This window comes from Acidovorax sp. sif1233, assembly GCF_019218755.1.
Taxonomy (GTDB): Bacteria; Pseudomonadota; Gammaproteobacteria; order Burkholderiales; family Burkholderiaceae_C; genus Acidovorax.
Genome location: NZ_JAHUWZ010000004.1, coordinates 122,242 through 147,851, shown reverse-complemented (window position 1 = coordinate 147,851; position 25,610 = coordinate 122,242). Strand labels below are relative to the sequence as shown.

Below are 25,610 nucleotides of genomic sequence, written 5' to 3'. Positions count from 1 at the left end.
TGCGCCTACTATAATTCTTTATGCGAACATTTGTTCTATAAGCGAACAAATTGAAACCGAAGATCAAGCAAATCACGAAAGCGTTTCGATGATCAACAAACTGGCGGACTCGGTGGCCCAGGCCCTGCAAGGGGTGAAGGATGGTGCCACGGTGTTGATAGGCGGATTTGGCACGGCGGGCATTCCGGGTGAGCTCATCGACGGGCTCATCGCCCAGGGCGCCCGGGACCTGACGGTGGTGAACAACAACGCCGGCAATGCCGACCAGGGCCTGGCCGCGCTGCTCAAGGCGGGGCAGGTGCGCAAGATCATCTGCAGCTTTCCGCGCCAGGTCGACAGCTATGTGTTCGACGACTTGTACCGCAGCGGCAAGCTGGAGCTCGAGCTCGTGCCCCAGGGCAACCTGGCCGAGCGCCTGCGGGCGGCGGGGGCGGGCATCGGCGCCTTCTTCTGCCCCACGGCTTACGGCACCGAGCTGGCCGCCGGCAAGGAAACGCGCGAGATCAACGGCAGGCACTACGTGCTCGAATTCCCCATCCACGGCGACGTGGCGCTGATCAAGGCCGAGCAGGGCGACCGCTGGGGGAACCTTACCTACCGCATGTCGGCCCGCAACTTCGGGCCGGTGATGGCCACCGCCGCCAAGACCACCATCGCCACCGTGCACGAGGTGGTGGAGCTGGGCGCGCTGGACCCCGAGGCCATCGTCACCCCCGGCATCTACGTGAGCCATGTGGTCAAGATCGACCGCACGGCCACGCAGGCGGGTGGTTTCAAGAAATCGGCATGAAATCGGCCTCTACCGCACAAGGATAAAGCGTGAGCAGCTATCAAAAGCGTAGTAAAGAAGAACTGGCGAAACGGGTGGCGCAAGACATCCACGACGGCGCCTACGTCAACCTGGGCATCGGCCAGCCCACCCTGGTGGCCAACCACATTCCCGCGGGCCGCGAGGTCATCCTGCAAAGCGAGAACGGCATCCTGGGCATGGGCCCGGCACCCGCCGCAGGCCTGGAGGACTACGACCTCATCAACGCCGGCAAGCAGCCGGTGACGCTGCTGCCCGGTGGCGCGTACTTCCACCACGCCGACAGCTTCGCGATGATGCGCGGCGGGCACCTCGATATCTGCGTGCTGGGCGCCTTCCAGGTCAGCGCCACGGGCGACCTGGCCAACTGGAGCACCGGCGAGCCCGGCGCCATCCCGGCCGTGGGCGGCGCGATGGACCTGGCCATCGGCGCCAAGCAGACCTGGGTGATGATGGACCTGCTGACCAAGCAGGGCGCGAGCAAGATCGTCGAGCGCTGCGGCTACCCGCTCACCGGTGTCGCGTGCGTGAAGCGCATCTACACCGATCTGTGCACACTGGCCTGCACGCCCACGGGGCTGCAGCTCATCGACACCGTGCCGGGCCTTTCCCACGCCGAACTCGAAAGCCTGGTGGGCCAGCCCATCCGTCCGGCGACCTGAGCACCCGCGGGCGCCCCGAATCCCTTCCCTTTTCAACGAGCCGATCCACCGAGATCCGAGGAGACAAAAAACATGACCACCCAAGCCTTCATCTGCGACGCCATCCGCACCCCCTTCGGCCGCTACGGCGGCGCATTGAGCAGCGTGCGCACCGACGACCTGGGCGCCATCCCCATCAAGGCGCTGATGGACCGCAACCCCGGCGTGGACTGGGCCGCGGTGACCGACGTGCTCTACGGCTGCGCCAACCAGGCCGGCGAGGACAACCGCAACGTGGCCCACATGAGCAGCCTGCTGGCGGGCCTGCCCATCGACGTGCCCGGCGCCACCATCAACCGCCTGTGCGGCTCGGGGCTGGACGCCGTGGGCACCGCCGCGCGCGCCATCAAGGCGGGCGAGGCGGGCCTGATGATCGCGGGCGGCGTGGAGAGCATGAGCCGCGCGCCCTTCGTCATGCCCAAGGCAGAAAGCGCCTTCAGCCGCAACAACGCGGTGTACGACACCACCATCGGCTGGCGCTTCGTCAACAAGCTGATGAAGGAAAAGTACGGCGTGGACTCCATGCCCGAAACCGCCGAGAACGTGGCCACCGACTTCGGCATCGAGCGCGAGGCGCAGGACCGCATGGCGCTGCGCAGCCAGCTCAACGCCGTGGCCGCGATCAAGGACGGCCACCTGGCGCGCGAGATCGTGCCCGTGCACATCCCGCAAAAGAAGGGCGACGCCATCGTCGTCAGCCAGGACGAACACCCCCGCGAGACCAGCCTGGAAGCGCTGGCCAGGCTCAAGGGCGTGGTGCGGCCCGATGGCACGGTGACGGCGGGCAACGCGTCGGGCGTGAACGACGGCGCCTGCGCGCTGCTGCTGGCCGATGAAGCCCATGCCGCCAAGTACGGCCTCAAGCCCCGCGCCCGCGTGGTGGGCATGGCCGTGGCCGGTGTGGCGCCGCGCATCATGGGCTTTGGCCCCACGCCCGCCACGCAGAAGGTGCTGGCGCAGACGGGCCTGACCATCGACCACATGGACGTGATCGAACTCAACGAAGCCTTTGCCGCGCAGGGCCTGGCCGTGCTGCGCGCCCTGGGCCTCAAGGACGACGACGCGCGGGTGAACGCCTGGGGCGGCGCGATTGCGCTGGGCCACCCGCTGGGTGCCAGCGGCGCGCGGCTGGTCACCACCGCCGTGAACCGCCTGCACGAGCATGCGGGCCAGTACGCGCTGTGCACCATGTGCATCGGCGTGGGCCAGGGCATCGCCATCATTCTGGAGCGCGTGTGACCGTGGCCTCTGCAGTGACTTCCTCCACCCCCGTCACCGTCGTCACCGGTGCCAGCAACGGCATCGGCCGCGCCATTGCCGAAGCCGTGCTCGCCCAGGGCCGCGCCGTGGTCAACCTGGACTACGCGCTGCCCACGTGGAGCCACCCGCTGCTCACCTCGTACCAGGGCGACCTGACCGACGAGGCATCGACCCGCGAGCGCGCGGCAGAGATCGCCGCCAGGCACAACGTGACCGCCCTGGTGAACAACGCGGGCGCGACGCGCCCCGGCACCATCGACACCGCCACCACCGCGCAGCTGGACGACGTGGTGGGCCTGCACCTGCGCGCGCCCATGCTGCTGGTGCAGGCCTTTCTGTCCACGCTGCGGGCCTGCGGCCAGGGCCGCATCGTCAACATGTCGTCGCGCGCCGCGCTGGGCAAGGGCGACCGCGTCGTCTACTCGGCCACCAAGGCCGGGATGATCGGCATGACGCGCACGCTGGCCATGGAACTGGGGCGCGACGGCATCACCGTCAACGCCATCGGCCCGGGGCCGATCGCCACCGAACTGTTCCGCCAGAGCAACCCCGAGGGCGCGCCGCAGACCGAGCGCATCCTGAACAGTATTGCGGTGGGCCGCATGGGCACGCCCGACGACGTGGCGCGTGCGGCGCTGTTCTTCCTCTCGCCCGACAACGGTTTCGTGACCGGGCAGGTGTTGTACGTGTGCGGTGGTACCACGCTCGGCGTGGCACCTGTCTAGCCACCTGAACGCATTTTCACTGCAGCCCTGAAAGGGGCGCACCCCCTGTTCTCGCCCGGGGCCTTGGCGCCCGGTTGAGGCCATGGCGCGGCGGATGCCGCGCTCGTGACACCCATTTCATCCACCTTCCTGAAGGAGACAAACCATGACCCGTTCCATCCACACCACCCGCCGCTTCGCGCTGTCGGCCGCTGCCTGCGCGGGCATCGCCGCCATCGCCGCTGGTGGCCTGCTGGGCAGCAGCGCAGCCATGGCCCAGGCCTATCCCACCAAGCCCGTCACCATCGTCGTGCCCTTCGCCGCGGGCGGCACCACCGATATCCTGGCCCGCATCATCGGCCAGGCGCTGACCACGGAACTCGGCCAGTCGGTCATCGTGGACAACCGCGCCGGCGCGGGCGGCAACATCGGTGGCGCGCTGGCGGCCAAGTCGCCGGCCGATGGCTACACGCTCTTCATGGGCACCGTGGGCACGCACGCCATCAATGCCAGCCTGTACAAGAAGATGCCGTTCGACCCCATCAAGGACTTCGCGCCGCTCACGCGCGTGGCCAATGTGCCCAACCTGCTGGTGGCCAACCCCGCACAGCCCTACAAGAGCGTGAAGGAGCTGATCGCCTACGCCAAGGCCAACCCGGGCAAGGTGAACTTCGGTTCCTCGGGCAATGGCAGCTCCATCCACCTGTCGGGCGAGCTGTTCAAGAGCCTGGCCAAGGTGGACATGGTGCACGTGCCCTACAAGGGCAGCGCACCGGCCGTCACCGACCTGCTGGGCAACCAGATCGGCATCATGTTCGACAACATGCCCTCGGCCATCCAGCATGTGCGCAGCGGCAAGCTGGTGCCGCTTGCCGTGACCACGGCCAAGCGCTCGCCCGAGCTGCCCAATGTGCCCACCATCGCCGAAGCCGGCGTGCCCGGCTACGAGGCCACGTCCTGGTTCGGCATGTTCGCGCCCGCCGGCACGCCCGCACCGGTGCTGGCCCGGCTCAACACCGCGCTGGCCAAGGTGCTGAACCAGGCCGAGGTGAAGAAGAAGATCAACGAGCAGGGCGCCGAGACGTACAGCGAAACGCCCGAGCAGTTTGCCGCCTTCATCCAGGCCGAGTCCGTGAAGTGGGGCAAGGTCGTCAAGGAATCCGGCGCGAGTCTGGACTGATCTGCGCCTTCGATCATTGATGCTACTAAATTGATAGCTGCTGCCGCTTGCTGGACAAGCGGCAGCAGCTATTTTCTTTTCATGCCCAGACGGGTAGGGTGCAGGTGGCCGTGATCATTGCACGCGGTACACCCGCCCCGTCTGCGCGCCTTCCACGCTGCGCTGGTAGCCGCGCGCGGCGCGCTCGGCAGACACCGTGTCGAACCCGGGGAAGAACGGCCCGTACACGCCCACCGATTCCGTGAGGATGGTGGGGCTCACGGCGTTGATGCGCAGGCCGCGCGGCAGCTCGATGGCGGCGGCGGCCACGAAGCCTTCGATGGCCGCGTTCACCGCCGTGGCGCTGGCGCCATTGCGGATGGGCTCGATGGACAGGATGCCCGCGGTCAGCGTGATGGAGCCGCCATCGGTCAGGTACTTCTGGCCGATCAAAGCCAATTGCACCTGGCCCAGCAGCTTGTCCTGCAGCCCCAGGTTGAACTGCTCGGGCGTCATGTCGGCCAGCGGGCCGAAGTGCAGGTTGCCGGCGGTGCTGATGATGGCATCGACCTGGCCCACCGCCTCGAACAGCCTGGCGACCGAGCCCGGCTGGGAAAAGTCTGCGCGGTGCGTGCCGCTGCTGCGGCCCACGGTGATCACCTCGTGGCGCGCGCCCAGGTTGGCCAGCACGGCCTGGCCGATGGTGCCGCTCGCGCCGATGAGAAGAATCTTGGACATGGTGTTTTCCTTTGCTTGAAAAAGAACGGGTGGAGGAACAGACAGGCACCGATTCTTTTGCGAATCAATCAATGCATAAAGTACATTGAAGTTCTTCTTGTGCTAACCATTGATTAGGAATCAGCCCATGGACAAACTGCGCAACATGGAAGTCATGGTGGCCGTGGTCGAAGCCGGCAGCTTCGCCGCCGCCGCGCGCCAGCTGCAGGTGTCGGCCGTGATGGTGGGCAAGCACATCCAGCAGCTCGAAACCCACCTGGGCGCACGCCTGTTCCAGCGCAGCACGCGCCAGAACAGCCTGACCGAGGTGGGCGCCGCGTTCTACGAAGACAGCAAGCGCGTGCTGGAGCAGGTGCGCTGGGCTGAGTCCGCCGTGGAGCGCAGCCGCGCCGTGCCGCAGGGCCTGCTGCGCGTGAGCGCGCCGTTCACGCTGGGCAACCACGTCATCGCGCCGCTGGTGGCCGACTTCCTGCAGCGCCATGACCAGGTGCGCGTGGACCTGCAGCTCACCGACAGCGTGGTGGACCTCGCGGGCGAGGGCTTCGACGTGGCCGTGCGCATCGGCCAGGTGGTGGATGAGGGCCTGGTGGCGCGCCCGCTGCGCCCCTACCGCATGGTGATCGCGGCCGCGCCGGCCTACCTGCAGCGCCATGGCACGCCCGGGCGCGCGGACGACCTGGCCCGCCACCAGTGCCTGAGCCATTCGGTATGGCAGCGCCGTGTGGAATGGACGCTGCGCGATGGCGACGCGGAGTTCTTCTGGCCCGAGAACGCGCGTTTTGTGTGCAACCAGGGCGACGGCCTGCGCCAGGCCGCGCTGCGCGGCCTGGGCCTGATCATGCAGCCCGAGGTGCTGCTGGCCGACGACCTGGCCAGTGGCGCCCTGGTGCCGGTGATGCAGCACTGCCTGCCCGCGGCCCGCGCCGTGCATCTGGTCTATGCGCCGGACCGGCGGCAGCTGCCCAAGCTCGCGCGGTTCGTGGAGCATGTGGTGGGAGTGATGGGCATCGCGGGCGATGCTGCCGCGCCGCGGGCGTAGCCCTTCCCCATGCCATGGGCGGCTACCCGGCGTGGTCTGGCGATGCGGCCATGGCGAGGCGCCCGTGTTCGCCGCGCGCCGCCGGGGCCGAGGGCCTGCGCACCTGCAGGCCGTGACAGCGGCCACCACGGCGGCCCTGGCCGCCGGGCGGGCTAGGCAGGGCCCGTGGGGCCTATCTTGAACACCCCGCTCACCCGCGCGCAGGGCACGCCATCGGCCGTCACCAGGCCCTGCGCGAACACCAGCGAGCGGGTGACGCGCAGCGGCTCGGCCTCGCCCTCCACCCAGGCGCCCAGCGGCGCGGGGGCCAGGTAGTCGATCTGCAGGCTGATGGTGGGCAGGAAACGGCCGGCCACCTCGGTGCTCTTGCGGTGCACCGACAACGGCAGCAGCATGTCGCAGAAGCTGGCCATCATGCCGCCGTGCAGGTTGTTCATGGGGTTCACATGGCGGTGCTCCACGCGAAAGCCGAATTTCACCACCGCACCTTCGTGCCGCAGGTACAGCGGGCCGTTGTGCTCGATGAACGGGCCGCCCGAGGGCAGGGCCGCGAAGCCATCAGGGACCTGGGGCGCGGTGCCCGGTGCCGCCAGCGGGGCCTGCGTCATCGCGCCGCCTCCTGCTCCACGTCGCTCGCAAAGCTCGCGCCGTGCAGCGCGCTCGTGGTGCCGCCACCGAGCCAGCCGCCGTACACGGCCTGGAAGTCGGCCACGATCCGCGCCAGCGGCATGTCGTCGAAAGCGCCGCGCTGCAGCACGTATTCCATGTGGCGCTGGCCGGTCTTGTCGAACGGGTGGTAGATCGAATCGTTCTCGCCATCGAACTCCAGCGGCAGCAGGCCAAAGCGGTCGCACAGCTCGATGTTGAAGGCGGGCGTCGCCTTGCGCCACTGGCCGTCGAGCCAGATGTCGGTGTAGCCGTGCCAGATGAAGAGGTCGGTCTTCATGGTCTCGCGCATGCGCTCGGTGCTGAGGTGGTTGCGCACATCGGCAAAACCCATGCGCGCGGGAATGCCCGCCGCGCGGCACGCGGCGGTGAGCAGCGCGGCCTTGGGCACGCACCAGCCATGGCCCTGGGCCAGCACGGTGCTGGCCGCCATGCCGTGCGGCGACAGGTCGATGCGGTACGGGTCGTAGCGAAAGCCGTCGCGCACGGCCAGGTACAGGGCGACGGCGCGCCCGCGGTCGGTGGCGCCGCGCGCATGCGCGGCCGCGAAGGCCTGGATGGCGGGGGCGTCGCTGTCGATGAGTGCGGTGGCGCGCAGGGCGGCGGGGGTGGGGTGGTCCGGGGTCATGGTCTCGATACTCCTCGCGGCCCAGTGTGCAGGCCGCGCCGGTGCAGGGCTGTCACGGTGGTGCCACGCGGCACAGTGTGCCGGATCGGCGGCCGGGATGGCGGCCCCTGGTTTCTTGTCACACCCGCCAGGCGGGCAACTGCCAGTTGCGCCACAGCGCCAGCCCGCGCAGCCCGGCCGTGAGCAGCACGCAGGCCACGAGCGGAGCCCAGTCCGGCGCCTGCACCTGGCGCAGCGCCACGTCGGCCCAGCCGCCCGCGAAGGCGCACAGCGCATAGGGGCGGTGGTCGCTGAAGGCCTGGGGCACCTCGTTGCACAGCACATCGCGCAGCACGCCGCCAAACACGCCCGTGGTCACGCCCATCATCACGGCAATGATCGGCGGCATGCCGATGGCGGTGGCGATGTCCACGCCCACCGCCGCGAACAGGCCCAGGCCAATCGCGTCGGGCAGCAGCATGGCGCGCTCGGTGGGCCGAAAGTGGCGCTGGCGCATGAACAGCATCGCGCCCACGCACAGGGCCAGGATGCCCCAGACAAAACCGGTGTGGCGTATCCAGAAGAAGGGCCGCTGGTCCAGCAGCAGGTCGCGCAGCGTGCCCCCGCCGAAGGCCGCGACGAACGCCACCACACACACGCCCACGGCGTCGAGCCGCTTGCGCGCGGCGGCGATCACGCCCGAGAGGGCAAACGCGATGGTGGCGGCCACTTCCAGGAAGAAGCGCAGGGTGTGCACCCAGGGGGCGTCGAGCAGCTGATCCATGGGCGCGATTGTGCCGTGGCGCTGCAGGCGCTGGCGGCGGCGTGTGGCGCCTGCCTGTATCGCCTTTTGCTATTGAATGTATAGCTATTGGCGCTTGTTGACAAAGCGATGGAGCCTGTTTTTATCTGAAAAAACAATGCACCGGCGCCCCAGGGTGCCGCGCGCCGGGGCTTCAGGGCGCCGCGCCCCACGCCCGAAGCAGTTGCCAGGCCAGCGCCAGCCCACAGCCCGTGGCGCCCAGCGCGCCCAGGCGGCGGCTCCAGCGCAGGCTTGCGGCGGGCCACTGGTTCATCGCCAGCACCAGCAGCCAGCCCAGCACCATCCATGCCGCCACCACCAGCGCCAGCCCCGCGGCCAGCCCGGCCGCCGCCGTGGCCGCCAGGGCCTGCAGCGCCAGCGTGCCCAGGGCCACGGCCCAGCTGCGCAGCGATGTCGGCGCGGCGGCCGCGCCGTCGCCCCAGGCGCGGGTGGGGACCGCGCGCGCCCAGGCGGTCAGCGCCGTCAGCGAGGCCAGCGCGGCACACACACCGGTGAGTTCGTTCATGCGGCCTCCGGAGGGCGGTGGTCTGGGGCCGGGGCGGGCGCGTGGCGTGCCCCATGGCCCGCCCGCCGCCAGCGCAGCGCCCGCCGCACGCGCAGCAGCAGCGGCGCGCCCGCAGCCAGGGCGCACAGCACCGACACCACCGCCCACTGCGCGAGCCCGGCCTTGGCCGCCAGGCCGCCATAGGCCAGCGCGGCCAGCGCCCACAGCAGCGCGGTGGCGCGGGGCGCCCAGTGGCGCAGCGTGGCGGCGGGCAGGGCCACGAAGAATGCGAGCAGCAGGCCCAGCATGCCCGAGGACCGCGCGGGTTCGGTGGCCACGATGTGGGCCAGGCGGAACGATTCCAGCGCCAGCAGGCCGCTCAGCCAGAAGGGCAGGTGCGCAGGCACACCGCATCGGGGCCATCCGCGCGGATGCCAGCGCGGGCGGGGGGCGATGGGGTGCGCCGCCGTGCCCGAGGTGGCCACGGCGGTGTGGCGCGCGGGTTTGCGCCGGTGCGCCTGCACCCGCTGCGGCCCGATGAAGGCGGCGACGCCCGCACACGCCAGGCCCACGGCCACCAGGCTGGCGCCCATGCCCAGGGCCTGCGCGCTGCCCAGCACCAGCCCCACGGTGCCGGCCACGGCCAGCATCGCGCCCGCACCGCACAGCGCCACCCGCCACAGCGCGAGCGCGCGCAGGGCCCAGGCGGCGGCCACCGACATCAGCAGCCACGCCCCGACGAGTACCCACACCGCCCACACCGGGCGCTGCGCCAGCGACGGCAGGCCCGCCGGCCCCCACAGGTGCACGAACACCGCCATGGTGAGCGCGGCGGGCGTGGTGGCGTGCAGGGCCAGGAAGAAGCGTTGCATGGTGCGGGCGGGAGAAACCAGAAAAGAAGGGGGAAACGAGGCGGGGTTCAACCCGCCGCCGCGATCCCGCTGGCCGATGCGCCCTGCGCGGCCTCGGCCTCGCGCCGGCGCTGCTGGCGCGCATCGAGCCAGATCAAGGTGCCCGAGATCGACAGGAACGCGGGCGTCATGCCCAGCAAGAAATACAGCCACTTGAGCGCCAACCCGCCGAAGTCGCCAAAGTGCAGCGGCTCCATGAGGCCATTGACCAGCGACCAGAATCCCGCCGTGCGCGGGTCGTGCACCTTCCTGGGCACGCCGGTGGCGGCGTGGATGTCCACCCGCGCGGTGCTGGCCAGGTGGCCGCCCAGGTTGCCGGTGAAGCTGGCCTCGGCGGTGTCGGTGCCCCAGCGGCGCATCGACACGTAGCGCGCCTCCAGCCCCGGCACGGCCTGCTGCGCGGTGGCGTACAGGGCATCCAGCGACTGCATGCGCACGGGCTCGGCGGCATCGCCAGCGGCCTTGCGCGCGGGCTTGGCGGTGGCTGCGACTTCGGTGCTGCTGGTGGTCACGTATTTGTAGCCCTGCTCGAACAGCGGCGCCAGGCCCATCCAGGCCCCCGTGGTGGCGATCAGGATGTGAAAGCCCAGGCCCCAGATGCCCGCGGACTTGTGCAGGTCGGACATCACCACGCGAAAGCTGCGGCCCCAGCGCTGGGTGAACAGCTCGGCCAGGATCTTGCGGTGGATGACGATGCCCGTGACGATGAGCACCAGCATCGCGGCGCCCAGAAAGCCCACGATCCAGCGCGGCCCGAAGAACAGGAACACGTGCAGCATGCGCAGGTACTGGCCGAGCTGGCTGTCCACCGGGCCCACCACCGTGCCCGTGTCCGAGCGCAGGGCCACCTTGGTGCGCGTGCTGGCCGGCGCGCCGCGCTCGCGCACGAAGGCGAAGTAGCTCGGGTTGACCGCGTCGGGCAGCGCGATGGTCTCCACCGTGGCGCCGGGGTAGCGGGTGTGCAGCTGCGTCAGCACCGCATCCAGCGAGGCCGGTGTTGCAGAGCGCGGCAGCTGCGCCAGCGACGGGTTGGCCCACAGGTCGATCTCGTTCTTGAACACCACCACCGCGCCCGAGAAGCACACGATGAACATCAGCAGCCCCGTGACGATGCCCGCCCAGGAGTGCAGGACGAAAAGGCGGTTCAGGGTGCGCTGGCTGGTCATGGTCGGCTCGCGGTGGCGGGGCGATGGCGCTGCGTCAGAAGAAGTACGTCACGCCCAGGTTGAAGCTGCGCGGCAACGCCGGCGAGACCACGTTGGCGTTGATCGCGCCGTCGTAGTACGCCTTGTTGAATACGTTCTTCACCCCCGCCGTCACGCGGTAGTTGTCGCCCGCGTAGCTGATGGACGCATCGGCCACCACATACGACGGCAGCGTGAAGGGATACGAGCCGATCTGCTCGCTCACATACCGCCCGCCCAGGCCCAGCGTCACGCGCTGGACCTGCGGCAGCTTGTAGGTGGCCCAGGCCGTGAGCGTGTGGCGCGGCGTGAGGTTCAGCGGCAGGCCCACGATGGCGGCGTTGTTGTCGCGCGTGACCTTGGTCTGCGTGTAGGTGTAGGCGCTGGTCAGCTTCCAGCCGTTCTTCATGTCCGCGCCCAGCTCCACCTCCAGGCCGCGCGCGCGCTGCTGGCCGGTCTGCACGCTGAAGCCGGTGTTCACCGGGTCGGCCGTGGTGACGTTCTCGCGCACCAGGTCGAAGACCGCCAGTGCTCCGGTGATCTGGCCGCCCGGCGCCTCGTATTTCACACCGGCTTCCCACTGCTTGCCGGTCTCGGGCACGAAGGGCGTGCCGTTGAAGGCCAGCCCCGAGGTCGGCAAGAAGGACTCGCCGTAGCTGCCGTACGCGGCCCAGCCGGGCTTGAACTCATACACCAGGCCGGCGGACAGCGTGGTGGCGCTGTCCTTCTGGCGTGTCTGCGTGTTGGCCACGCGGTTGTTCGTGTCGTTGGTGGACCAGTCGCGGCGCAGGCCCACCAGGGCCGTCCAGTCCTGGCCGAACTTGATCTGGTCCTGCGCATACAAACCGGCCACGGTGAGCTTGGCGGGCGCGTCGCTGGTCAGCGCCGTGGGGCAGGTGGCCTGCATGCCGTAGACGGGCGCGAACAAGTCCAGCGCGCCGATGCGGCAGGTGCGGCTGGCCAGCAGGCTGTGGCCGCTGCGCACGTCCAGGCCCGTGACGAGCTGGTGCTTGGCGCCCAGCGCCTCGAAGCGCGTGAGCATCGAGGTGTCGGTGGCCAGCAGGTCATAGTCCATGTACTGGCGCGACGCCTGGCGGTTCTGCAGCCGCTGGTTGGCCTGCAGCGCCTGGTTGGAGACGAAGTTGCCCGTGCCCTTCTCGGTCTCGTAGCGCACGTTCTGGCGGAACGTCATCGCGTCGGACACCTTGTGCTCCAGCGCATAGCCCAGCGTGGTGCTCTCCACGTCGTACACGCCAAAGGCAGGATCGCCCGTGAACAGCGTGCGCGACAGGGTGCCGTTGCGGTTGGGCAGCAGCGTGCCGTAGGGTGTGATGCCCTGCTGGCGCATCCACTCGCTGCGGCTGTAGGTGGCGAACAGCACCAGGTCGGTCTGCGCGCCCAGGTCGATGGACAGCGACGGGGCGAACCACCGGTCCTTGCGGTAGACGAACTGCGTGGGGTCGTCGGCGTTGGACACCTGGGCATTGATGCGCAGCGCCGTCTTGCCCGATTCGGACAGCGGCTTGTTCACGTCGGCCTGCAGCGTGCGCTGGCCGAAGCTGCCCACCTCCACGCCCACTTCGTTGATCGCGTCTTTCTTGGGCCGCTTGCTCACCGCGTTGACGATGCCGCCGGGCTGCACCTGGCCGTAGAGCACCGAGGCCGAGCCCTTGAGCACCTCGAAGCGCTCGTAGCCGTAGGGCTGCAGCTTGGCCCACATGCCGGGGCTTTGCACCAGGCCGTCGACCAGGATGGATTCGGTGGAGCGAAAGCCCCGGATGTTGATGTCGTCAAAACCCCGGCGCCCGAAGTTGACGGGGCTCACGCCCGCCACGGTCTGCAGCGCCTGCTGCACGTTGGTGATCTGGCGCGACTCCATCTGCTCGCGCGTGACCACGCTCACGGACTGCGGGGTCTCCAGCCGGCGCATGGGCGCCTTGCCGGCGGTCTGGGCCTCGACGGGCGCAAAGCCCATGTCCTTCTCGGTGCTGGCATTGATGCGCACTTCCTGGAGCTGCGGCGCGGCCACCTGGGCGGCGGCCGCCGGTGCATCGGCGTCCTGCTGTGCCACGGCGGCCTGGGCGAGGCACAGGGCCAGCGGGGTCAGGGCAAACACCCCGGCCTTGCGGGCCCAGGGGTACGGGGAGGAAGAGGGGGCGAGCGAAGAGCGCGGCGAGAAACGGGCCGCGCGCGAGGGCTGAAAAGACATGGGAGTCCCGATGGAGAGAAAGCCGAGGGCGGACAAACGCTGAAGGCGCTGGCTCGCGTGGCTTTTCGGGACGCTGGCTGGCAGGAGGGGGTATTCTAATGCGAATAGTTATCGTTTGAGAGGTGGCCATGCAAGCGGCGCCGCAGTGCGCGTTGCGCGGTTCCGCCGGACGGCCACGCATCGCCGCAAAGACCGACCGCTTGCGGGCGCGCATGACTGTGCTCCCTCCCGCGCGGCAATCGTCGGTTATTTGCTATTGAATAGATAGCATTTGGCGCTTGATGGATCAGCGTCAAGGCCTGCTTTTGTCCACGTCCTGGGCGCTGGCCGCCCCGTCGGCGCTCTGCGGGCTCCCGGGCTCGCCATACCCGGGGTACGCGCCCCCCGCCGCCCCCAGCGCCGCGCTCTCCTGCCGCTCCTTGGCCATCTGCTCGGCGAACTGGTTGCGCCCCTCGCGCGCCACCGCGATGAACTTGGCGCGGTCCTTGTAGTGCGGGTACATGCGGTCGGCCAGGGCGATGTTGTGGGTGCGAAAGCGCCGGGTGATGGCCGTGGCCTCGGCGGGCGCCAGGCCCATCAGTTCCAGCACCGTGTGCGCGCTTTGCAGGCTGGACTCGAACAGTTCGCGCTGCACCAGCGTCACACCCAGGTCGCGCAGCTTGTTCCAGTGCGTGACGTCGCGCGCGCGGGCCACCACCTGCAGCTGGGGGAAGTGTTCGCGGGCAAGCTTGGCGATCTTGAGGGACTGCTCGGCATCGTCCACGGCGATGACCAGGATGCGGGCGTGGTCGGCGCCCGCGATGCGCAGCAGGTCGAGCCGCGTGGCGTCGCCATAGAACACGCGGTAGCCGAAGGTGCGCGCCACTTCCAGCATCTCCACGCTGTGGTCCAGCACGGTGGTGCGCAGGCCCTGGGCCAGCAGCACGCGCGAGACGATCTGCCCGTAGCGGCCGAAGCCCGCGATGATGATGGGCGCCTCCTGGGGCTCGGAGATTTCCTCGGCCCGGGGCTCGGACTTGAGCTGGGCGTAGCGGCGCAGCAGCACGCGGTCCAGCAGCACCAGCAGCAGCGGGCTGATCAGCATCGACAGCGCCACCGCGCCGATGAGCAGCGAGGCCGTCTCGGCCGGGAACACGCTGGCACCGGCGGCGGCCTGGAACACCACGAAAGCGAATTCGCCGCCCTGGGCCAGCAGCAGCGTGAACACCGGGCGCTCCTGGTACGGGATGTTGACCAGCTTGGCCAGCGTGTAGATCACGATGGCCTTGGCCGCGAGGAAGCCGACCAGGATGGCGGCCATGAGGCCCGGCGAGCGCAGGATCACGCCGAAGTCGATGCTCATGCCCACGGCGATGAAGAACAGGCCGAGCAGCAGGCCCTTGAAGGGCTCGATGTCGGCCTCCAGCTCGCGCCGGTACTCGCTGTCGGCCAGCAGCACGCCGGCCAGGAAGGCGCCCAGCGCCATCGACAGGCCCACCATCACCATCAGGTAGGCGATGCCCACCACCAGCAGCAGCGCGGCGGCAGTGAAGATCTCGGGCGTGTTGCTCTTGGCGATCCAGCGCAGCACGGGGCGCAGCAGCAGGCGCCCGCCCAGGATGATGGCGGCGATCACGCCCACGATCTTGAGCACCTCGAGCGCCATTTCGCCCGGCGTGTGGCCCGCGCCGTCGCCCGCAGCGGCGCCCAGCACCGGCAGCAGGGCCAGGATGGGGATGGCCGCCACGTCCTGGAACAGCAAAATCGAAAAGCCCGCCTGCCCGCTCTGGGTGCGCATGAGGTTGCGCTCGGCCAGCGACTGCAGCGCGATCGCCGTGGAGGACAGCGCCAGGCCTAAAGCGCCCACCAGGCTCACGCGCCACGGCAGGCCGGCGAGGGCGCCCAGCGCGAACAGCACGGCCGCGCAGCCCAGCACCTGCGCGGTGCCGGTGCCGAAGATGGGGCGGCGCAGCGCCCACAGGCGGCTCGGTTGCAGCTCCAGCCCCACGAGGAACAGCATCAGCACCACGCCGAATTCGGCGAAATGCAGGATGTCCTGCACATTGCTCACCAGCCCCAGGCCCCACGGCCCGATGGCGATGCCCGCCGCGAGGTAGCCGATGATGGCCCCGAGGCCCAGCGCCTTGGCAATGGGCACGGCCAGCACCGCCGCGGTGAGGTACAGGAAGCCGTAGGTGAGCCAGGTGGGGGCGTGTTCCATAGAGGGGGATGCGGGCGATGGCGTGGGGAAGGGGCGTCGCGGGGATGCGGGCGTGGGCGTGTCAGGATTCTGGCACCGTCGCGGCGATGTGGAGAGGCTGGCGAGGCATGTTGTTGCGGTGCTTCAATTTTAATAGCATCTGGCGGTGGTGGGACAAGCGCTGGAGGCGCTCTTCGTGCATGCCATGGCGGCGGCGCGGGCGCGTTGTTAAGATGCGTGCCCTTCTCGGATTACAGGCGCGGTGTTTCATGGACTTGCAGACTTGGCTGGCTTTTTTCGCGGCGTCGTGCCTGATCGCGGTGTCGCCGGGCTCGGGGGCCGTGCTGTCGATGAGCCATGGCCTGTCGTTCGGCGTGCGCAAGACGGGCGCCACCATCTTCGGCCTGCAGTTGGGCCTGCTGCTGATCCTGCTGATCGCCGGGGCGGGCGTGGGGTCGCTGCTGCTGGCGTCCGAGGTGGCCTTCAGCGTCGTCAAGGTGCTGGGCGCGTGCTACCTGATCTATGTGGGCTTCAACCAGTGGCGTTCCGGCGATGTATCGCCCGTGCAAGGCGATGAGGCCGCGTCTGCAGGCACCTGGAAAAAACGCTGCCTGACGGGTTTCCTGACCAATGCCACCAACCCCAAGGGCATCATCTTCATGGTGGCCGTGTTGCCCCAGTTCATGACCGACACGCGCCCGCTGTGGACGCAGCTCCTGGTGATGGCCGCCACCACGGTGACGGTGGACGTGGTGGTGATGCACGGCTACGCTTTCGGGGCCAGCGCCCTGCGCCGCCTGATGCGCAGCGCGCGTGCGGTGCGCGCGCAGAACCGCGTGTTTGGCGGCCTGCTGATGGCGGTGGGCGCGGGGCTGTTCTTCGTCAAGCGTGGCGGCCAGCACGCCTGAGGTGGCCCCAGCGTGTTGCTGATGCTTTGATTTTGATAGCTGCTGGCGCTTGTCCATCAAGCGTCAGGGGCTGATTTGGCTTGTATTTTCATGGATGCGCGGATTCCAAGGAGGTTGTCATGCCAGTAGTTGTTGTCGCCAACCCGAAGGGCGGCGTGGGCAAGTCCACGCTGTCCACCAACATCGCGGGCTACTTTGCGAGCCAGGGGCATCCCGTGATCCTGGGCGACACCGACCGGCAGGAGTCCGCCAGGCTCTGGCTGGGCCTGCGCCCGCCGGCCGCGCGCCCCATCGGCGCCTGGGACGGCCTCAGCTCGGACGTGATCAGCCGCCCGCCCAAGGGCACCACGCATGCGGTGCTTGATACGCCCGCCGGCCTGCACGGCTGGCGCCTGAACGACGTGCTCAAGCTGGCCGACAAGATCATCGTGCCGCTGCAGCCCAGCGTGTTCGACATCTTCGCCACGCGCAGCTTCCTGGACCAGCTGGCCGAGCACCGCCACGCGGCGGGCGTGCCCGTGGGCATCGTGGGCATGCGCGTGGACGCGCGCACCAAGGCCGCCGAGCAGCTGCACCACTTCGTGGACAACCTGGGGTTTCCGGTGCTGGGCTACCTGCGCGACACGCAGAACTACATCCACCTGGCGGCGCATGGCCTCACGCTGTTCGACGTGGCGCCGGGCCGTGTGGCGCGCGACCTGGAGCAATGGCAAGGAATCTGTACGTGGCTAGACACATGAACCCCCCTGAGGCGCTGCGCGCCGTCCCCCGAGAGGGACGCCACCCCTGGACTGGCAAAGCCAGATCCACGGTGGCACTGGCCTGGGGAGTGCCAGTTGCTGGCGTTGTGTGCCAGATGGGCGCACGGTGTCCCGTGCCAGACAAGGCGCGCACGGCTGCGGCGCTACATTGGGGTGATGAAAATCTTTCGCTCCTACTCCGAAGTCAGCGCCTGCGTGGGCCAGGAGGTCGCCGTGACCGACTGGATCACCATCACGCAGGAACAGGTCAACCTGTTCGCCCAGGCCACGGGCGACCACCAGTGGATCCACGTGGACCCCGAGCGTGCGAAAGCGGGGCCGTTTGGCGCGCCCATTGCCCACGGGTTTCTCACGCTGTCGCTGATTCCGCAGTTCTTCGAGGCGGGCCTGACCATCGAGGGGGCGCGCATGGGCGTGAACTACGGGCTCAACAAGGTGCGCTTCACCGCGCCGGTGCCGGTGGGAAGCCGCCTGCGCGCGCGCCTCACGCTGCAGGCGGCCGAGCCGGTGGCGCCCGATGGCATGCAGATGACGTGGCTGGTGACCGTGGAACGCGAGGGCAGCGACAAACCCGTGTGCGTGGCCGAATCGCTTGCGAGAAATTTCGGGGCACCCGCCTGAGCCTGGCCGCTCGCGGGCAGGAGGTCTGACCCATGGACCGCCTGCAAGCCATGAAGGTGTTCGAGCGCGTGGTGGAGGAGGGCGGCTTTGCCGCCGCCGCCCGGGCCATGGACATGTCGCCCCCCGTGGTCACCCGCATGGTGGCCGAACTGGAGCAGCACCTGGGCACGCGCCTGCTGCAGCGCACCACCCGCAAGCTGGCCCTCACCGATGCGGGCGATGCCTACCTGCAGCGTGTGCGCACCATCCTGCACGAGATCGATGACGCCGAGGCGGCCGCCGCCGCGAACACGCGCGACCTGCGCGGCACCATCCGCATCGTCGCGGCCCCGGTGCTGGCCACCAACTTCCTGGCGCCCATGGTGGCGCTGTGGCATGCGGAGTTCCCCAAGCTGCTGCTCGACATCGACCTGGACGCCTATGCCTCGGCGCGGGTGGACGAATACGATGTGACCATCATGGTGGCGGGAGAGGACTTCGACGCCAACATCGTGGCGCGCCCGCTGCTGAAGGGCGAGGCCATCGTGGTGGCGTCGCCCGACTACCTGGAGCGCAAGGGTATTCCGCGCGAGCCGCAGGACCTGCTGCAGCACGACTACCTGCGCGACTCGGGCATGGCCGCCCGTTCCCAGACGGGGCCTGGCCGCAAGCTGCGCCTGCAATCCCTCTCCGGCAATCTGCCGGCCCAGGAAATCGACATGCCGGCGGTGCTGCAGTCCGTCAGCACCGAGCTGCTGCTGCGCGCGGCGGTGGACGGCGCGGGGGTGGCGGTCACGTCGCGCCTGCTGGCCGAAGAACACCTGGCCCGCGGAGAGCTGGTGCACATCCTGCCCGCGTGGATCTTTTCGCGCTACACCATCTATGCCGCGCTGCCCTCGGGCCGCATGCTGCCCGCGCGCACCAAGGTGTTCCTGGACTTCCTGAGCGAGCAGGTGCCCCTGGCCATGGCCGAACAGCGCGGGCAGGCAGGCTAGCGGGCTGGCTGGGGCGGCGGTTTCCGCTCTGGTGGCCGGGTCATGTTCCCCCGGCCGGCCGCAGGCGGCGATGAACGGCCTGCGTCAGCCCAGCTGGGCGAATCCGCTGATGATGGTGCCTTCTGGCTCGACGGTGATCTCGCCATCGGGCATCGCAAAACTGTTCTGGCGCCAGGCCTCGAACACCGTCACCGCCACGGCGTTGGACAGGTTCAGGCTGCGCTGGCCCGCCACCATCGGCAGCCGCAGGCGCTGCGCGGGTGGGAAGCTGTCGCGCAGCTCGGGTGGAAGCCCCCGCGTCTCGGCGCCAAACACCAGCCAGTCGCCCGGCAGGAAACAGGTGGAGTGCACCGGCTGGGAGCCGTGGGTCGTCATGGCGAACATGCGGGAGGGGTCGGGCTGGGCATCGCGCAGGAAGGCGGTCCAGCCGGGGTGGATCTGCACCTGGGCGTACTCGTGGTAGTCGAGCCCCGCACGCCGCATCTGCCTGTCCTCCATCGTGAACCCCAGGGGCTCGACCAGGTGCAGGGTGCACCCGGTGTTGGCCGCCAGGCGAATCACATTCCCGGTGTTGGGCGGGATCTCGGGTTCGACGAGGACGATATGGAACATGCTGGCTATTGTCATCGCCCGGCGTGTGAGTTGAGCAACCGCTCGTAATCAAAAGTATCCCGCTAGTCCAGCCCCGTGCGCGCGAGGACTGCGCAGGTGACATGCGCCACGCCCGCCTCGCGCAGTGCCAGCGTGGCGGCCTGCATCGTGGCGCCCGTGGTCATCACATCGTCGACCAGCACCACGCGCTGGCCCCGCAGGGCCGCCGCATGCGCGGGCTCGATGGCAAACGCACCCCGCAGGTTGCGCAGGCGCTGCGCCCGCGGCAGTCCGCTCTGTGCCTCGCTGGCGTGCAGGCGCAGCAGGGTCCGGGTGTCGCTCCTGGGGCCTGCCAGATGCCTTGCAAGGAGCGCGGACTGGTTGAATCCCCGCTCGCGCAGGCGCTCGGCCGACAGCGGTATCGGCAGCACGCGGTCCGCCGCGTCCAGGGCCGGTTCCATCCAGGGCGTGCTGCGCATCAGCGTGGCCAGGGCCCTGGCCCACCCGGGGTCACCCCGGAACTTGAAGTGCGCGAGCGCGTCGGCCCATGGGTAGGCGTAGTCCACGGCGGCCACGCAGGCATCGAAGCTGGGCGGGCTGTGCACGCAGGCGCCGCAGACGGCGACCCCCGGGGGGACCCGCAGGGCGCAGCGCTGGCAGCGTGTGGCGGGCTGGGCAAAGCGCGCCGCGCAGGCATTGCAGATCCGCTGCGACGGCCATGCATGGCAGACGGCGCACTGGCTGGGCACCTTGTCCGCCCAGGTGCGAAGAGGGCGCGAAATCCCTAGCAAGCCCGTGAAAAGCATGAATCAATATACTCGCCCGTCCTGCCATGCCCTCCGAGCGTCCCCCCACCATTGATCCCGTTGCTGCGGCCCGCTGGCATGCGGCGGCCCCTGCGTTGTCCCCCTGGCTCCATGAGGAGGTGGCGCGCCGCATGGAGGACCGCCTGCAGTGGATCCGCCAGGCTCCCGAATCGTGGTGCCATTGGGATGCGGTGCGCGGAGGGCTGCACGCACATACGCTGGTGAGCGCACGCTTTCCCAAGGCACGCTGCCAGATCTACGAGACGGCCGCGCATTGCCAGGAGGTGGCGCGGCAGGCCCTGGCCAGGCCCTGGTGGAGTCCCGCCCGCTGGGGCGCCGGCAACCCGCAGCTGGGTGCGCCGGCGGATGCGAGCGTGCAGATGCTCTGGGCCAACATGGCGCTGCACACGGCAGCGGACCCGCAGGCGCTGATCGCGCAATGGCACCGTGCCCTGGCCGTGGATGGCTACCTGATGTTCTCGTGCCTGGGCCCCGACACGCTGCGCGAGCTGCATGCGGTGTACGCCGAGCTGGGCTGGCCTCCTGCCGGGCATGCGTTCACGGACATGCACGACTGGGGGGACATGCTGGTGCACGCGGGCTTTGCCGAGCCTGTGATGGACATGGAGCGCATCACGCTGACCTTCGCCACCCCGCAGCGGCTGGTGCGGGAGTTGCAGGAACTGGGCTGCAACCTGCACCCCGCGCGTTTTGGCGCGCTGCGCGGGCGGCGCTGGCGCGAGCGGCTGTACGAAGCGCTGGCGCACCGGCTGGCGGACCCTGGCAACGCAGGGCAACTGGCGCTGACCTTCGAGATCATCTACGGGCATGCGTTCAAGCCCGCGCCGCGCGTGCGCGTGAGCCCCAGCAGCGCCGTGTCGCTGCAGGACATGCGCACCATGCTGCGACAGGGCGGCAAGGAGAGCTAGTCTGTAACTCCGTGTCAATGACATGGAACAAGGCACGCTACAATTCCGGGTTATTGAGATTTCGGGCATCTTCCCGCGCAACCTTGCAGGCTGCGCCTGTCGCGGCAACGCATGGCAGGCACCTTTCAGCCGGCAGTCTTGTGAGCACTTCTGGTGACGGGCTTGGTTTTTCGTTTTGCCACGGTGTCGGGTCAGCGCATCGACTGGCGTCTCGTTCGCAATTGCTCGGTCACGCCGGCGCAACTGGGTTGGACGTACCTGTCGCTGTGCCTGGTGTCGCTGGGTATCGCGGCTTTCTTCTGGATGCTCGGTGCCCGTCTGGTCATGCCCTTCGCATGGCTCGAAATCGTGGCTGTAGGAATTGCATTCGCCATGTACGGTCGCCATGCGGCGGATGGCGAGAGGATTTCACTGCAGGGCTCGCGCCTCGTGGTGGAACTGGAGACAGCAGGCAAGCTGGAGCGTGCCGAGTTTGACCGGAGCCGGGTTCGCGTAGAACCCAAGACCGGAGACCGTTCGCTGATCATGCTGTCTGCGCAGGGCCGTTCGGTCGAAGTGGGGCGCTACGTGCGCCCCGAGCTTCGGCCGGTCCTGGCATCGGAGATCCGCATGGCCTTGCGCGCCGCCTGACCCCACGCAGGCGCGCGAAAGGGATTGGTTAAATTGAGGCTTAGAAGTAAGTGAGAACTATGAAGAGCATTTCCAACAAGCTGGCTTCTCTGCTGCTGATTGCCGGTGCATGGGTGGGTTCCGCAGCCCATGCCGTTCAGGACCTGCCTGGCGGCCCCGCAGTCAACCAGCTGAACCTGGCGCCGCCCGTCACCAAGATCGCAGAAGAGCAGCATTTTCTGCACTGGATGATGCTGATCATCTGCACGGTGATCTTTGTTGCAGTGTTCTCCGTGATGTTCTACTCGATCTGGAAGCACCGCCGTTCCAAGGGCGCCAAATCGGCCAATTTCCATGAGTCCGTGACGGTGGAAGTGGTGTGGACCATTGTTCCGTTCATCATCGTGATCCTGATGGCCCTGCCCGCCACGAAGGTGCTGGTGGCCCAGAAGGACACGACCAATGCCGACCTCACCATCAAGACCACGGGCTACCAGTGGAAGTGGGGCTACGACTACATCACCGGCGAAGGCGAGGGCCTGGCCTTCATCTCCACGCTGGACAGCAGCCACCGCGTGATGTCCGACAGCGGCAACGTCAAGGATGCCCCTGCCAACTACCTGCTGAAGGTGGACAATCCGATGGTGGTGCCCGTGGGCAAGAAGGTCCGCATCATCACCACCGCCAACGACGTGATCCATGCCTTCATGGTGCCCGCCTTCGGCATCAAGCAGGACGCGATCCCCGGCTTCGTGCGCGACACCTGGTTCCGCGCCGAGAAGATCGGTGACTACTATGGCCAGTGCGCCGAACTGTGCGGCAAGGAACACGCCTACATGCCCATCCACGTGAAGGTCGTGTCCGCCGAGGACTACACCGCCTGGGTGGGCGAGCAAAAGAAGAAGGCCGCGGCCAAGCTGGACGACCCCACCAAGGTGTGGACCCTGGACGACATCATGAAGCGCGGCGAGAAGGTGTATGCGGCCAACTGCGCGGCCTGCCACCAGGCCAACGGCAAGGGCGCCGGTCCCATCAAGCCGCTGGACGGCTCGGCCATCGTGCTGGATGCGGACCATGCCAAGCAGATCCAGGTCGTGCTCAAGGGCGCGGCCAATGGCGCGATGCCTGCATGGGCTCAGCTGAGCGATACCGACATCGCCGCAGTGGTGAGCTACACGAAGAACTCCTGGTCCAACAAGACCGGCCAGCTGGTGCAGCCTGCTGAAATCGTGGCCCAGCGTGGCAAGTAATCATCGCCCTATCGTATTGAGGAATCCAAAATGAGCGCAGTTCTCGACAATCACGGGCACGCGGGCGATCACGCACACGACGGCCACGACCACCACCACGGCCCCACCGGCTGGCGCCGCTGGGTGTTCGCCACCAACCACAAGGACATCGGCACCCTGTACCTGCTGTTCGCCTTCGCCATGCTGATGGTCGGCGGCGTCCTGGCACTGCTGATCCGCGCCGAGCTGTTCCAGCCCGGCCTGCAGCTGGTGAACCCCGAGCTGTTCAACCAGCTCACCACCATGCACGGCCTCATCATGGTGTTCGGCGCCATCATGCCGGCCTTCGTGGGCTTCGCGAACTGGATGATCCCGCTGCAGATCGGCGCATCCGACATGGCCTTCGCGCGCATGAACAACTTCAGCTTCTGGCTGATGATCCCCGCGGCCATCATGCTGGTGAGCTCGTTCTTCATGCCCGGTGGCGCACCCGCCGCCGGCTGGACGCTGTACGCGCCGCTGACGCTGCAGATGGGCCCCTCCATGGACGCCGGCATCTTCGCGATGCACATCCTGGGTGCCTCGTCCATCATGGGCTCGATCAACATCATCGTGACCATCCTGAACATGCGCGCGCCCGGCATGACGCTGATGAAGATGCCCATGTTCGCCTGGACTTGGCTGATCACCGCCTACCTGCTGATCGCCGTGATGCCCGTGCTGGCTGGCGCCATCACCATGACGCTGACGGACCGCCACTTCGGCACCAGCTTCTTCAACCCCGCCGGCGGCGGTGACCCGGTGATGTACCAGCACATCTTCTGGTTCTTCGGCCACCCCGAGGTGTACATCATGATCTTGCCGGCCTTCGGCATCATCAGCCAGATCGTGCCCGCGTTCGCACGCAAGAAGCTCTTCGGCTACGCCTCCATGGTGTACGCGACCTCCTCCATCGCCATCCTGTCGTTCATCGTGTGGGCACACCACATGTTCACGACCGGCATGCCCGTGACGGGCCAGCTGTTCTTCATGTACGCCACCATGCTGATCTCCGTGCCCACGGCCGTGAAGATCTTCAACTGGATCGCCACCATGTGGCGCGGCTCCATGACGTTCGAGACCCCCATGCTGTTCGCCGTGGGCTTCATCTTCGTGTTCACCATGGGTGGCTTCACCGGCCTGATCCTGGCCATGGCGCCCATCGACATCCAGCTGCAGGACACCTACTACGTGGTGGCCCACTTCCACTACGTGCTGGTGGCCGGCTCGCTGTTCTCGATGTTCGCGGGCGTGTACTACTGGCTGCCCAAGTGGACCGGCGTGATGTATTCCGAAACGCGCGGCCAGATCCACTTCTGGTCCTCGCTGATCTTCTTCAACATCACCTTCTTCCCGATGCACTTCCTGGGCCTGGCCGGCATGCCACGCCGTTATGCCGACTACCCGATGCAGTTCGCCGACTTCAACGCCATCGCTTCGGTGGGCGCGCTGGGCTTCGGTCTCGCGCAGGTGTACTTCTTCGTGGCGGTGATCATCCCCGCCATGCGCGGCAAGGGCGAGAAGGCTGCGGCCAAGCCCTGGGACGGCGCCGAAGGCCTGGAATGGGAAGTCCCGTCGCCAGCACCTTTCCATACGTTCGAGAATCCCCCCAAGCTGGACGCCACGGCCACCCGCGTGATCGGCTGAACACCATGCCCATGACACCCGAACAGAAAAAGAGCAACCTGCGGATGGCGCTGATCCTGGCGTCCGTCGCGGTGGTGTTCTTCGTCGGGTTCATGGTCAAGGTCGTTCTGCTGTCCCGCTGAGCCCGCACCTGCCATGAGCCTGCACCGCGAAAACGCCAAGATGGTCGGCAAGCTGGTCGTGATCGCGGCCGGCATGTTCGCTTTCGGCTATGTGCTGATCCCCATCTACAAGCACATCTGCGAGATGACGGGCATCAACATCCTGTCGCTGTCCGAGCGGCAGGTGCCCGGCAACGGCGTGGCCGGCAAGGATGTCAAGGTACCGGGCAACACGCAGGTGGACAAGACCCGCACGATCACGGTGGAGTTCGACGCCAACGCGCGCGGCCCGTGGGATTTCAAGCCCGCCCAGCGTTCGGTGCAGGTGCACCCGGGCGAGCTGACGACCGTGATGTACGAGTTCCAGAACGTGCAGAACCGCCGCATGGCTGCGCAAGCCATACCGAGCTATGCACCGCGCCAGGCCGCGGCGCACTTCAACAAGCTGGAGTGCTTTTGCTTCAACCAGTACACGCTGGAGCCTGGAGAAAAAAAGGAATGGCCCGTGGCATTTGTGATTGATCCGCGTATTTCCAAGGACGTGACGACCATCACGCTGTCCTACACGTTCTTCGAGGTGGGTGGCAAGACGCCGGCAGCACCGCAGTCCACTGCCGCCGTGGGCCTGTCCGCGCCCCTGGTCTCTCCAGCGGCGGGAGCGGGTTCATGAATACGCCAGTGGAGCAGCCGGTGGTGAAGCCCCACGAGCGCAAGGGATCGCTGCTGCGCACGGTGCGGGCGGTGGCCTGGTCGCTGATAGGTCTGCGCAAGGGCAGCGAGTACCAGCAGGATGTCGAAAAGCTCAACCCGCTGCATATCATCGTGGTGGGGCTGGTGGCCGTCTTTCTGCTGGTGATCGGCCTGATCGTGTTGGTGAACTGGGTCGTGTGAATGGGTTGCTGGAACCGTATCCGCAACAACAA

Annotated in this window: 28 protein-coding genes; 17 read left to right on the top strand and 11 right to left on the bottom strand. The window is 68.1% G+C overall.

Translation table 11 applies throughout. The features are described from left to right. The first annotated feature begins 88 nt into the window (after positions 1–88). The 5 genes from KW843_RS15085 to KW843_RS15065 all read left to right on the top strand — a co-directional run bounded on the left by KW843_RS15085 (position 89) and on the right by KW843_RS15065 (position 4,653). The gene (locus KW843_RS15085) at positions 89–790 is read left to right on the top strand and encodes a 3-oxoacid CoA-transferase subunit A (RefSeq protein WP_218295971.1); all 702 of its coding nucleotides are present in this window, start codon (positions 89–91) and stop codon (positions 788–790) included. 29 nt (positions 791–819) lie between these two features. Next, on the top strand, positions 820–1,470 hold the full coding sequence (locus tag KW843_RS15080) for a 3-oxoacid CoA-transferase subunit B (protein ID WP_218295970.1): 651 nt from the start codon (positions 820–822) through the stop codon (positions 1,468–1,470). 72 nt (positions 1,471–1,542) lie between these two features. Continuing rightward, positions 1,543–2,748: a 3-oxoadipyl-CoA thiolase gene (gene pcaF, locus KW843_RS15075; protein ID WP_218295969.1), complete on the top strand. Its 1,206-nt coding sequence runs from the start codon at positions 1,543–1,545 to the stop codon at positions 2,746–2,748. A 14-nt stretch (positions 2,749–2,762) separates the two neighbouring features. Then, complete coding sequence (locus KW843_RS15070) at positions 2,763–3,494, top strand: SDR family oxidoreductase (protein ID WP_218295968.1); 732 nt, start codon at positions 2,763–2,765, stop codon at positions 3,492–3,494. Positions 3,495–3,639: 145 nt separating this feature from the next. Further along, a complete protein-coding gene (locus tag KW843_RS15065) occupies positions 3,640–4,653 on the top strand; it encodes a tripartite tricarboxylate transporter substrate binding protein (protein ID WP_218295967.1) in 1,014 nt (337 codons plus the stop codon). 114 nt (positions 4,654–4,767) lie between these two features. On the opposite strand, the gene KW843_RS15060 is transcribed toward KW843_RS15065, so the two are convergent. Beyond that, positions 4,768–5,370 carry a short chain dehydrogenase gene (locus KW843_RS15060; RefSeq protein ID WP_218295966.1) on the bottom strand — a complete coding sequence of 201 codons (603 nt, stop codon included), beginning with the start codon at positions 5,368–5,370 and terminating at the stop codon, positions 4,768–4,770. Between the two features lie 127 nt (positions 5,371–5,497). On the opposite strand from KW843_RS15060, the gene KW843_RS15055 reads away from it, so the two are divergent. Continuing rightward, entirely contained in the window at positions 5,498–6,409 is a 912-nt protein-coding gene (locus tag KW843_RS15055; protein ID WP_218295965.1) for a LysR family transcriptional regulator, read from the top strand. Between the two features lie 152 nt (positions 6,410–6,561). Here the strand turns inward: KW843_RS15055 and KW843_RS15050 are convergent, their stop codons facing one another. The 8 genes from KW843_RS15050 to kefC form a co-directional block, all read right to left on the bottom strand. After that, positions 6,562–7,017, bottom strand: coding sequence for a PaaI family thioesterase (locus KW843_RS15050; protein WP_218295964.1), 456 nt, complete (start codon positions 7,015–7,017; stop codon positions 6,562–6,564). Continuing rightward, positions 7,014–7,703 (bottom strand): transglutaminase family protein, encoded by a 690-nt coding sequence (locus KW843_RS15045; protein ID WP_218295963.1) that lies wholly within the window; start codon positions 7,701–7,703, stop codon positions 7,014–7,016. Before KW843_RS15045 ends, KW843_RS15050 begins: the two co-directional genes overlap by 4 nt. Positions 7,704–7,821: 118 nt before the next feature. Further along, the gene (locus KW843_RS15040; protein WP_218295962.1) at positions 7,822–8,466 is read right to left on the bottom strand and encodes a trimeric intracellular cation channel family protein; all 645 of its coding nucleotides are present in this window, start codon (positions 8,464–8,466) and stop codon (positions 7,822–7,824) included. 172 nt (positions 8,467–8,638) lie between these two features. Further along, positions 8,639–9,010, bottom strand: a complete 372-nt coding sequence (locus tag KW843_RS15035; RefSeq protein WP_218295961.1) for a hypothetical protein — start codon at positions 9,008–9,010, stop codon at positions 8,639–8,641. Continuing rightward, positions 9,007–9,861: a hypothetical protein gene (locus KW843_RS15030; protein WP_218295960.1), complete on the bottom strand. Its 855-nt coding sequence runs from the start codon at positions 9,859–9,861 to the stop codon at positions 9,007–9,009. Before KW843_RS15030 ends, KW843_RS15035 begins: the two co-directional genes overlap by 4 nt. Before the next feature lie 47 nt (positions 9,862–9,908). Then, positions 9,909–11,066, bottom strand: a complete 1,158-nt coding sequence (locus tag KW843_RS15025) for a PepSY domain-containing protein (RefSeq protein ID WP_218295959.1) — start codon at positions 11,064–11,066, stop codon at positions 9,909–9,911. 34 nt (positions 11,067–11,100) lie between these two features. After that, entirely contained in the window at positions 11,101–13,293 is a 2,193-nt protein-coding gene (locus KW843_RS15020) for a TonB-dependent siderophore receptor (RefSeq protein WP_255594763.1), read from the bottom strand. Between the two features lie 292 nt (positions 13,294–13,585). Continuing rightward, positions 13,586–15,493: a glutathione-regulated potassium-efflux system protein KefC gene (kefC, locus tag KW843_RS15015; RefSeq protein ID WP_218295958.1), complete on the bottom strand. Its 1,908-nt coding sequence runs from the start codon at positions 15,491–15,493 to the stop codon at positions 13,586–13,588. Positions 15,494–15,741: 248 nt separating this feature from the next. Between kefC and KW843_RS15010 the strand changes: the two genes are divergently transcribed. The 4 genes from KW843_RS15010 (at position 15,742) to KW843_RS14995 (ending at position 18,736) form a co-directional block, all read left to right on the top strand. Continuing rightward, positions 15,742–16,380, top strand: coding sequence for a LysE family translocator (locus KW843_RS15010; RefSeq protein ID WP_218295957.1), 639 nt, complete (start codon positions 15,742–15,744; stop codon positions 16,378–16,380). A gap of 119 nt (positions 16,381–16,499) precedes the next feature. After that, a complete protein-coding gene (locus KW843_RS15005; protein WP_218295956.1) occupies positions 16,500–17,120 on the top strand; it encodes a ParA family protein in 621 nt (206 codons plus the stop codon). 177 nt (positions 17,121–17,297) lie between these two features. Further along, complete coding sequence (locus KW843_RS15000; protein ID WP_094291360.1) at positions 17,298–17,762, top strand: MaoC family dehydratase; 465 nt, start codon at positions 17,298–17,300, stop codon at positions 17,760–17,762. A 32-nt stretch (positions 17,763–17,794) separates the two neighbouring features. Continuing rightward, entirely contained in the window at positions 17,795–18,736 is a 942-nt protein-coding gene (locus KW843_RS14995) for a LysR family transcriptional regulator (RefSeq protein WP_218295955.1), read from the top strand. Between the two features lie 84 nt (positions 18,737–18,820). Here the strand turns inward: KW843_RS14995 and KW843_RS14990 are convergent, their stop codons facing one another. Together KW843_RS14990 and KW843_RS14985 are read right to left on the bottom strand one after the other, a co-directional pair. After that, the gene (locus KW843_RS14990) at positions 18,821–19,348 is read right to left on the bottom strand and encodes a tRNA (cytidine(34)-2'-O)-methyltransferase (RefSeq protein ID WP_218295954.1); all 528 of its coding nucleotides are present in this window, start codon (positions 19,346–19,348) and stop codon (positions 18,821–18,823) included. Positions 19,349–19,410: 62 nt separating this feature from the next. Next, entirely contained in the window at positions 19,411–20,133 is a 723-nt protein-coding gene (locus tag KW843_RS14985) for a ComF family protein (RefSeq protein WP_218295953.1), read from the bottom strand. A gap of 26 nt (positions 20,134–20,159) precedes the next feature. On the opposite strand from KW843_RS14985, the gene KW843_RS14980 reads away from it, so the two are divergent. The 7 genes from KW843_RS14980 (at position 20,160) to KW843_RS14950 (ending at position 25,578) form a co-directional block, all read left to right on the top strand. Next, complete coding sequence (locus KW843_RS14980; protein WP_218295952.1) at positions 20,160–21,062, top strand: class I SAM-dependent methyltransferase; 903 nt, start codon at positions 20,160–20,162, stop codon at positions 21,060–21,062. 153 nt (positions 21,063–21,215) lie between these two features. Then, the gene (locus tag KW843_RS14975; protein ID WP_218295951.1) at positions 21,216–21,692 is read left to right on the top strand and encodes a DUF2244 domain-containing protein; all 477 of its coding nucleotides are present in this window, start codon (positions 21,216–21,218) and stop codon (positions 21,690–21,692) included. Between the two features lie 59 nt (positions 21,693–21,751). Next, on the top strand, positions 21,752–22,921 hold the full coding sequence (coxB, locus tag KW843_RS14970) for a cytochrome c oxidase subunit II (RefSeq protein ID WP_218295950.1): 1,170 nt from the start codon (positions 21,752–21,754) through the stop codon (positions 22,919–22,921). A gap of 30 nt (positions 22,922–22,951) precedes the next feature. Beyond that, positions 22,952–24,586 (top strand): cytochrome c oxidase subunit I, encoded by a 1,635-nt coding sequence (ctaD, locus tag KW843_RS14965; RefSeq protein ID WP_218295949.1) that lies wholly within the window; start codon positions 22,952–22,954, stop codon positions 24,584–24,586. Between the two features lie 11 nt (positions 24,587–24,597). After that, on the top strand, positions 24,598–24,708 hold the full coding sequence (locus tag KW843_RS14960) for a cytochrome oxidase small assembly protein (RefSeq protein ID WP_218296306.1): 111 nt from the start codon (positions 24,598–24,600) through the stop codon (positions 24,706–24,708). Positions 24,709–24,721: 13 nt separating this feature from the next. Next, positions 24,722–25,357: a cytochrome c oxidase assembly protein gene (locus tag KW843_RS14955; RefSeq protein ID WP_218295948.1), complete on the top strand. Its 636-nt coding sequence runs from the start codon at positions 24,722–24,724 to the stop codon at positions 25,355–25,357. Next, a complete protein-coding gene (locus tag KW843_RS14950; RefSeq protein WP_218295947.1) occupies positions 25,354–25,578 on the top strand; it encodes a DUF2970 domain-containing protein in 225 nt (74 codons plus the stop codon). Before KW843_RS14955 ends, KW843_RS14950 begins: the two co-directional genes overlap by 4 nt. Positions 25,579–25,610 lie beyond the last annotated feature (32 nt).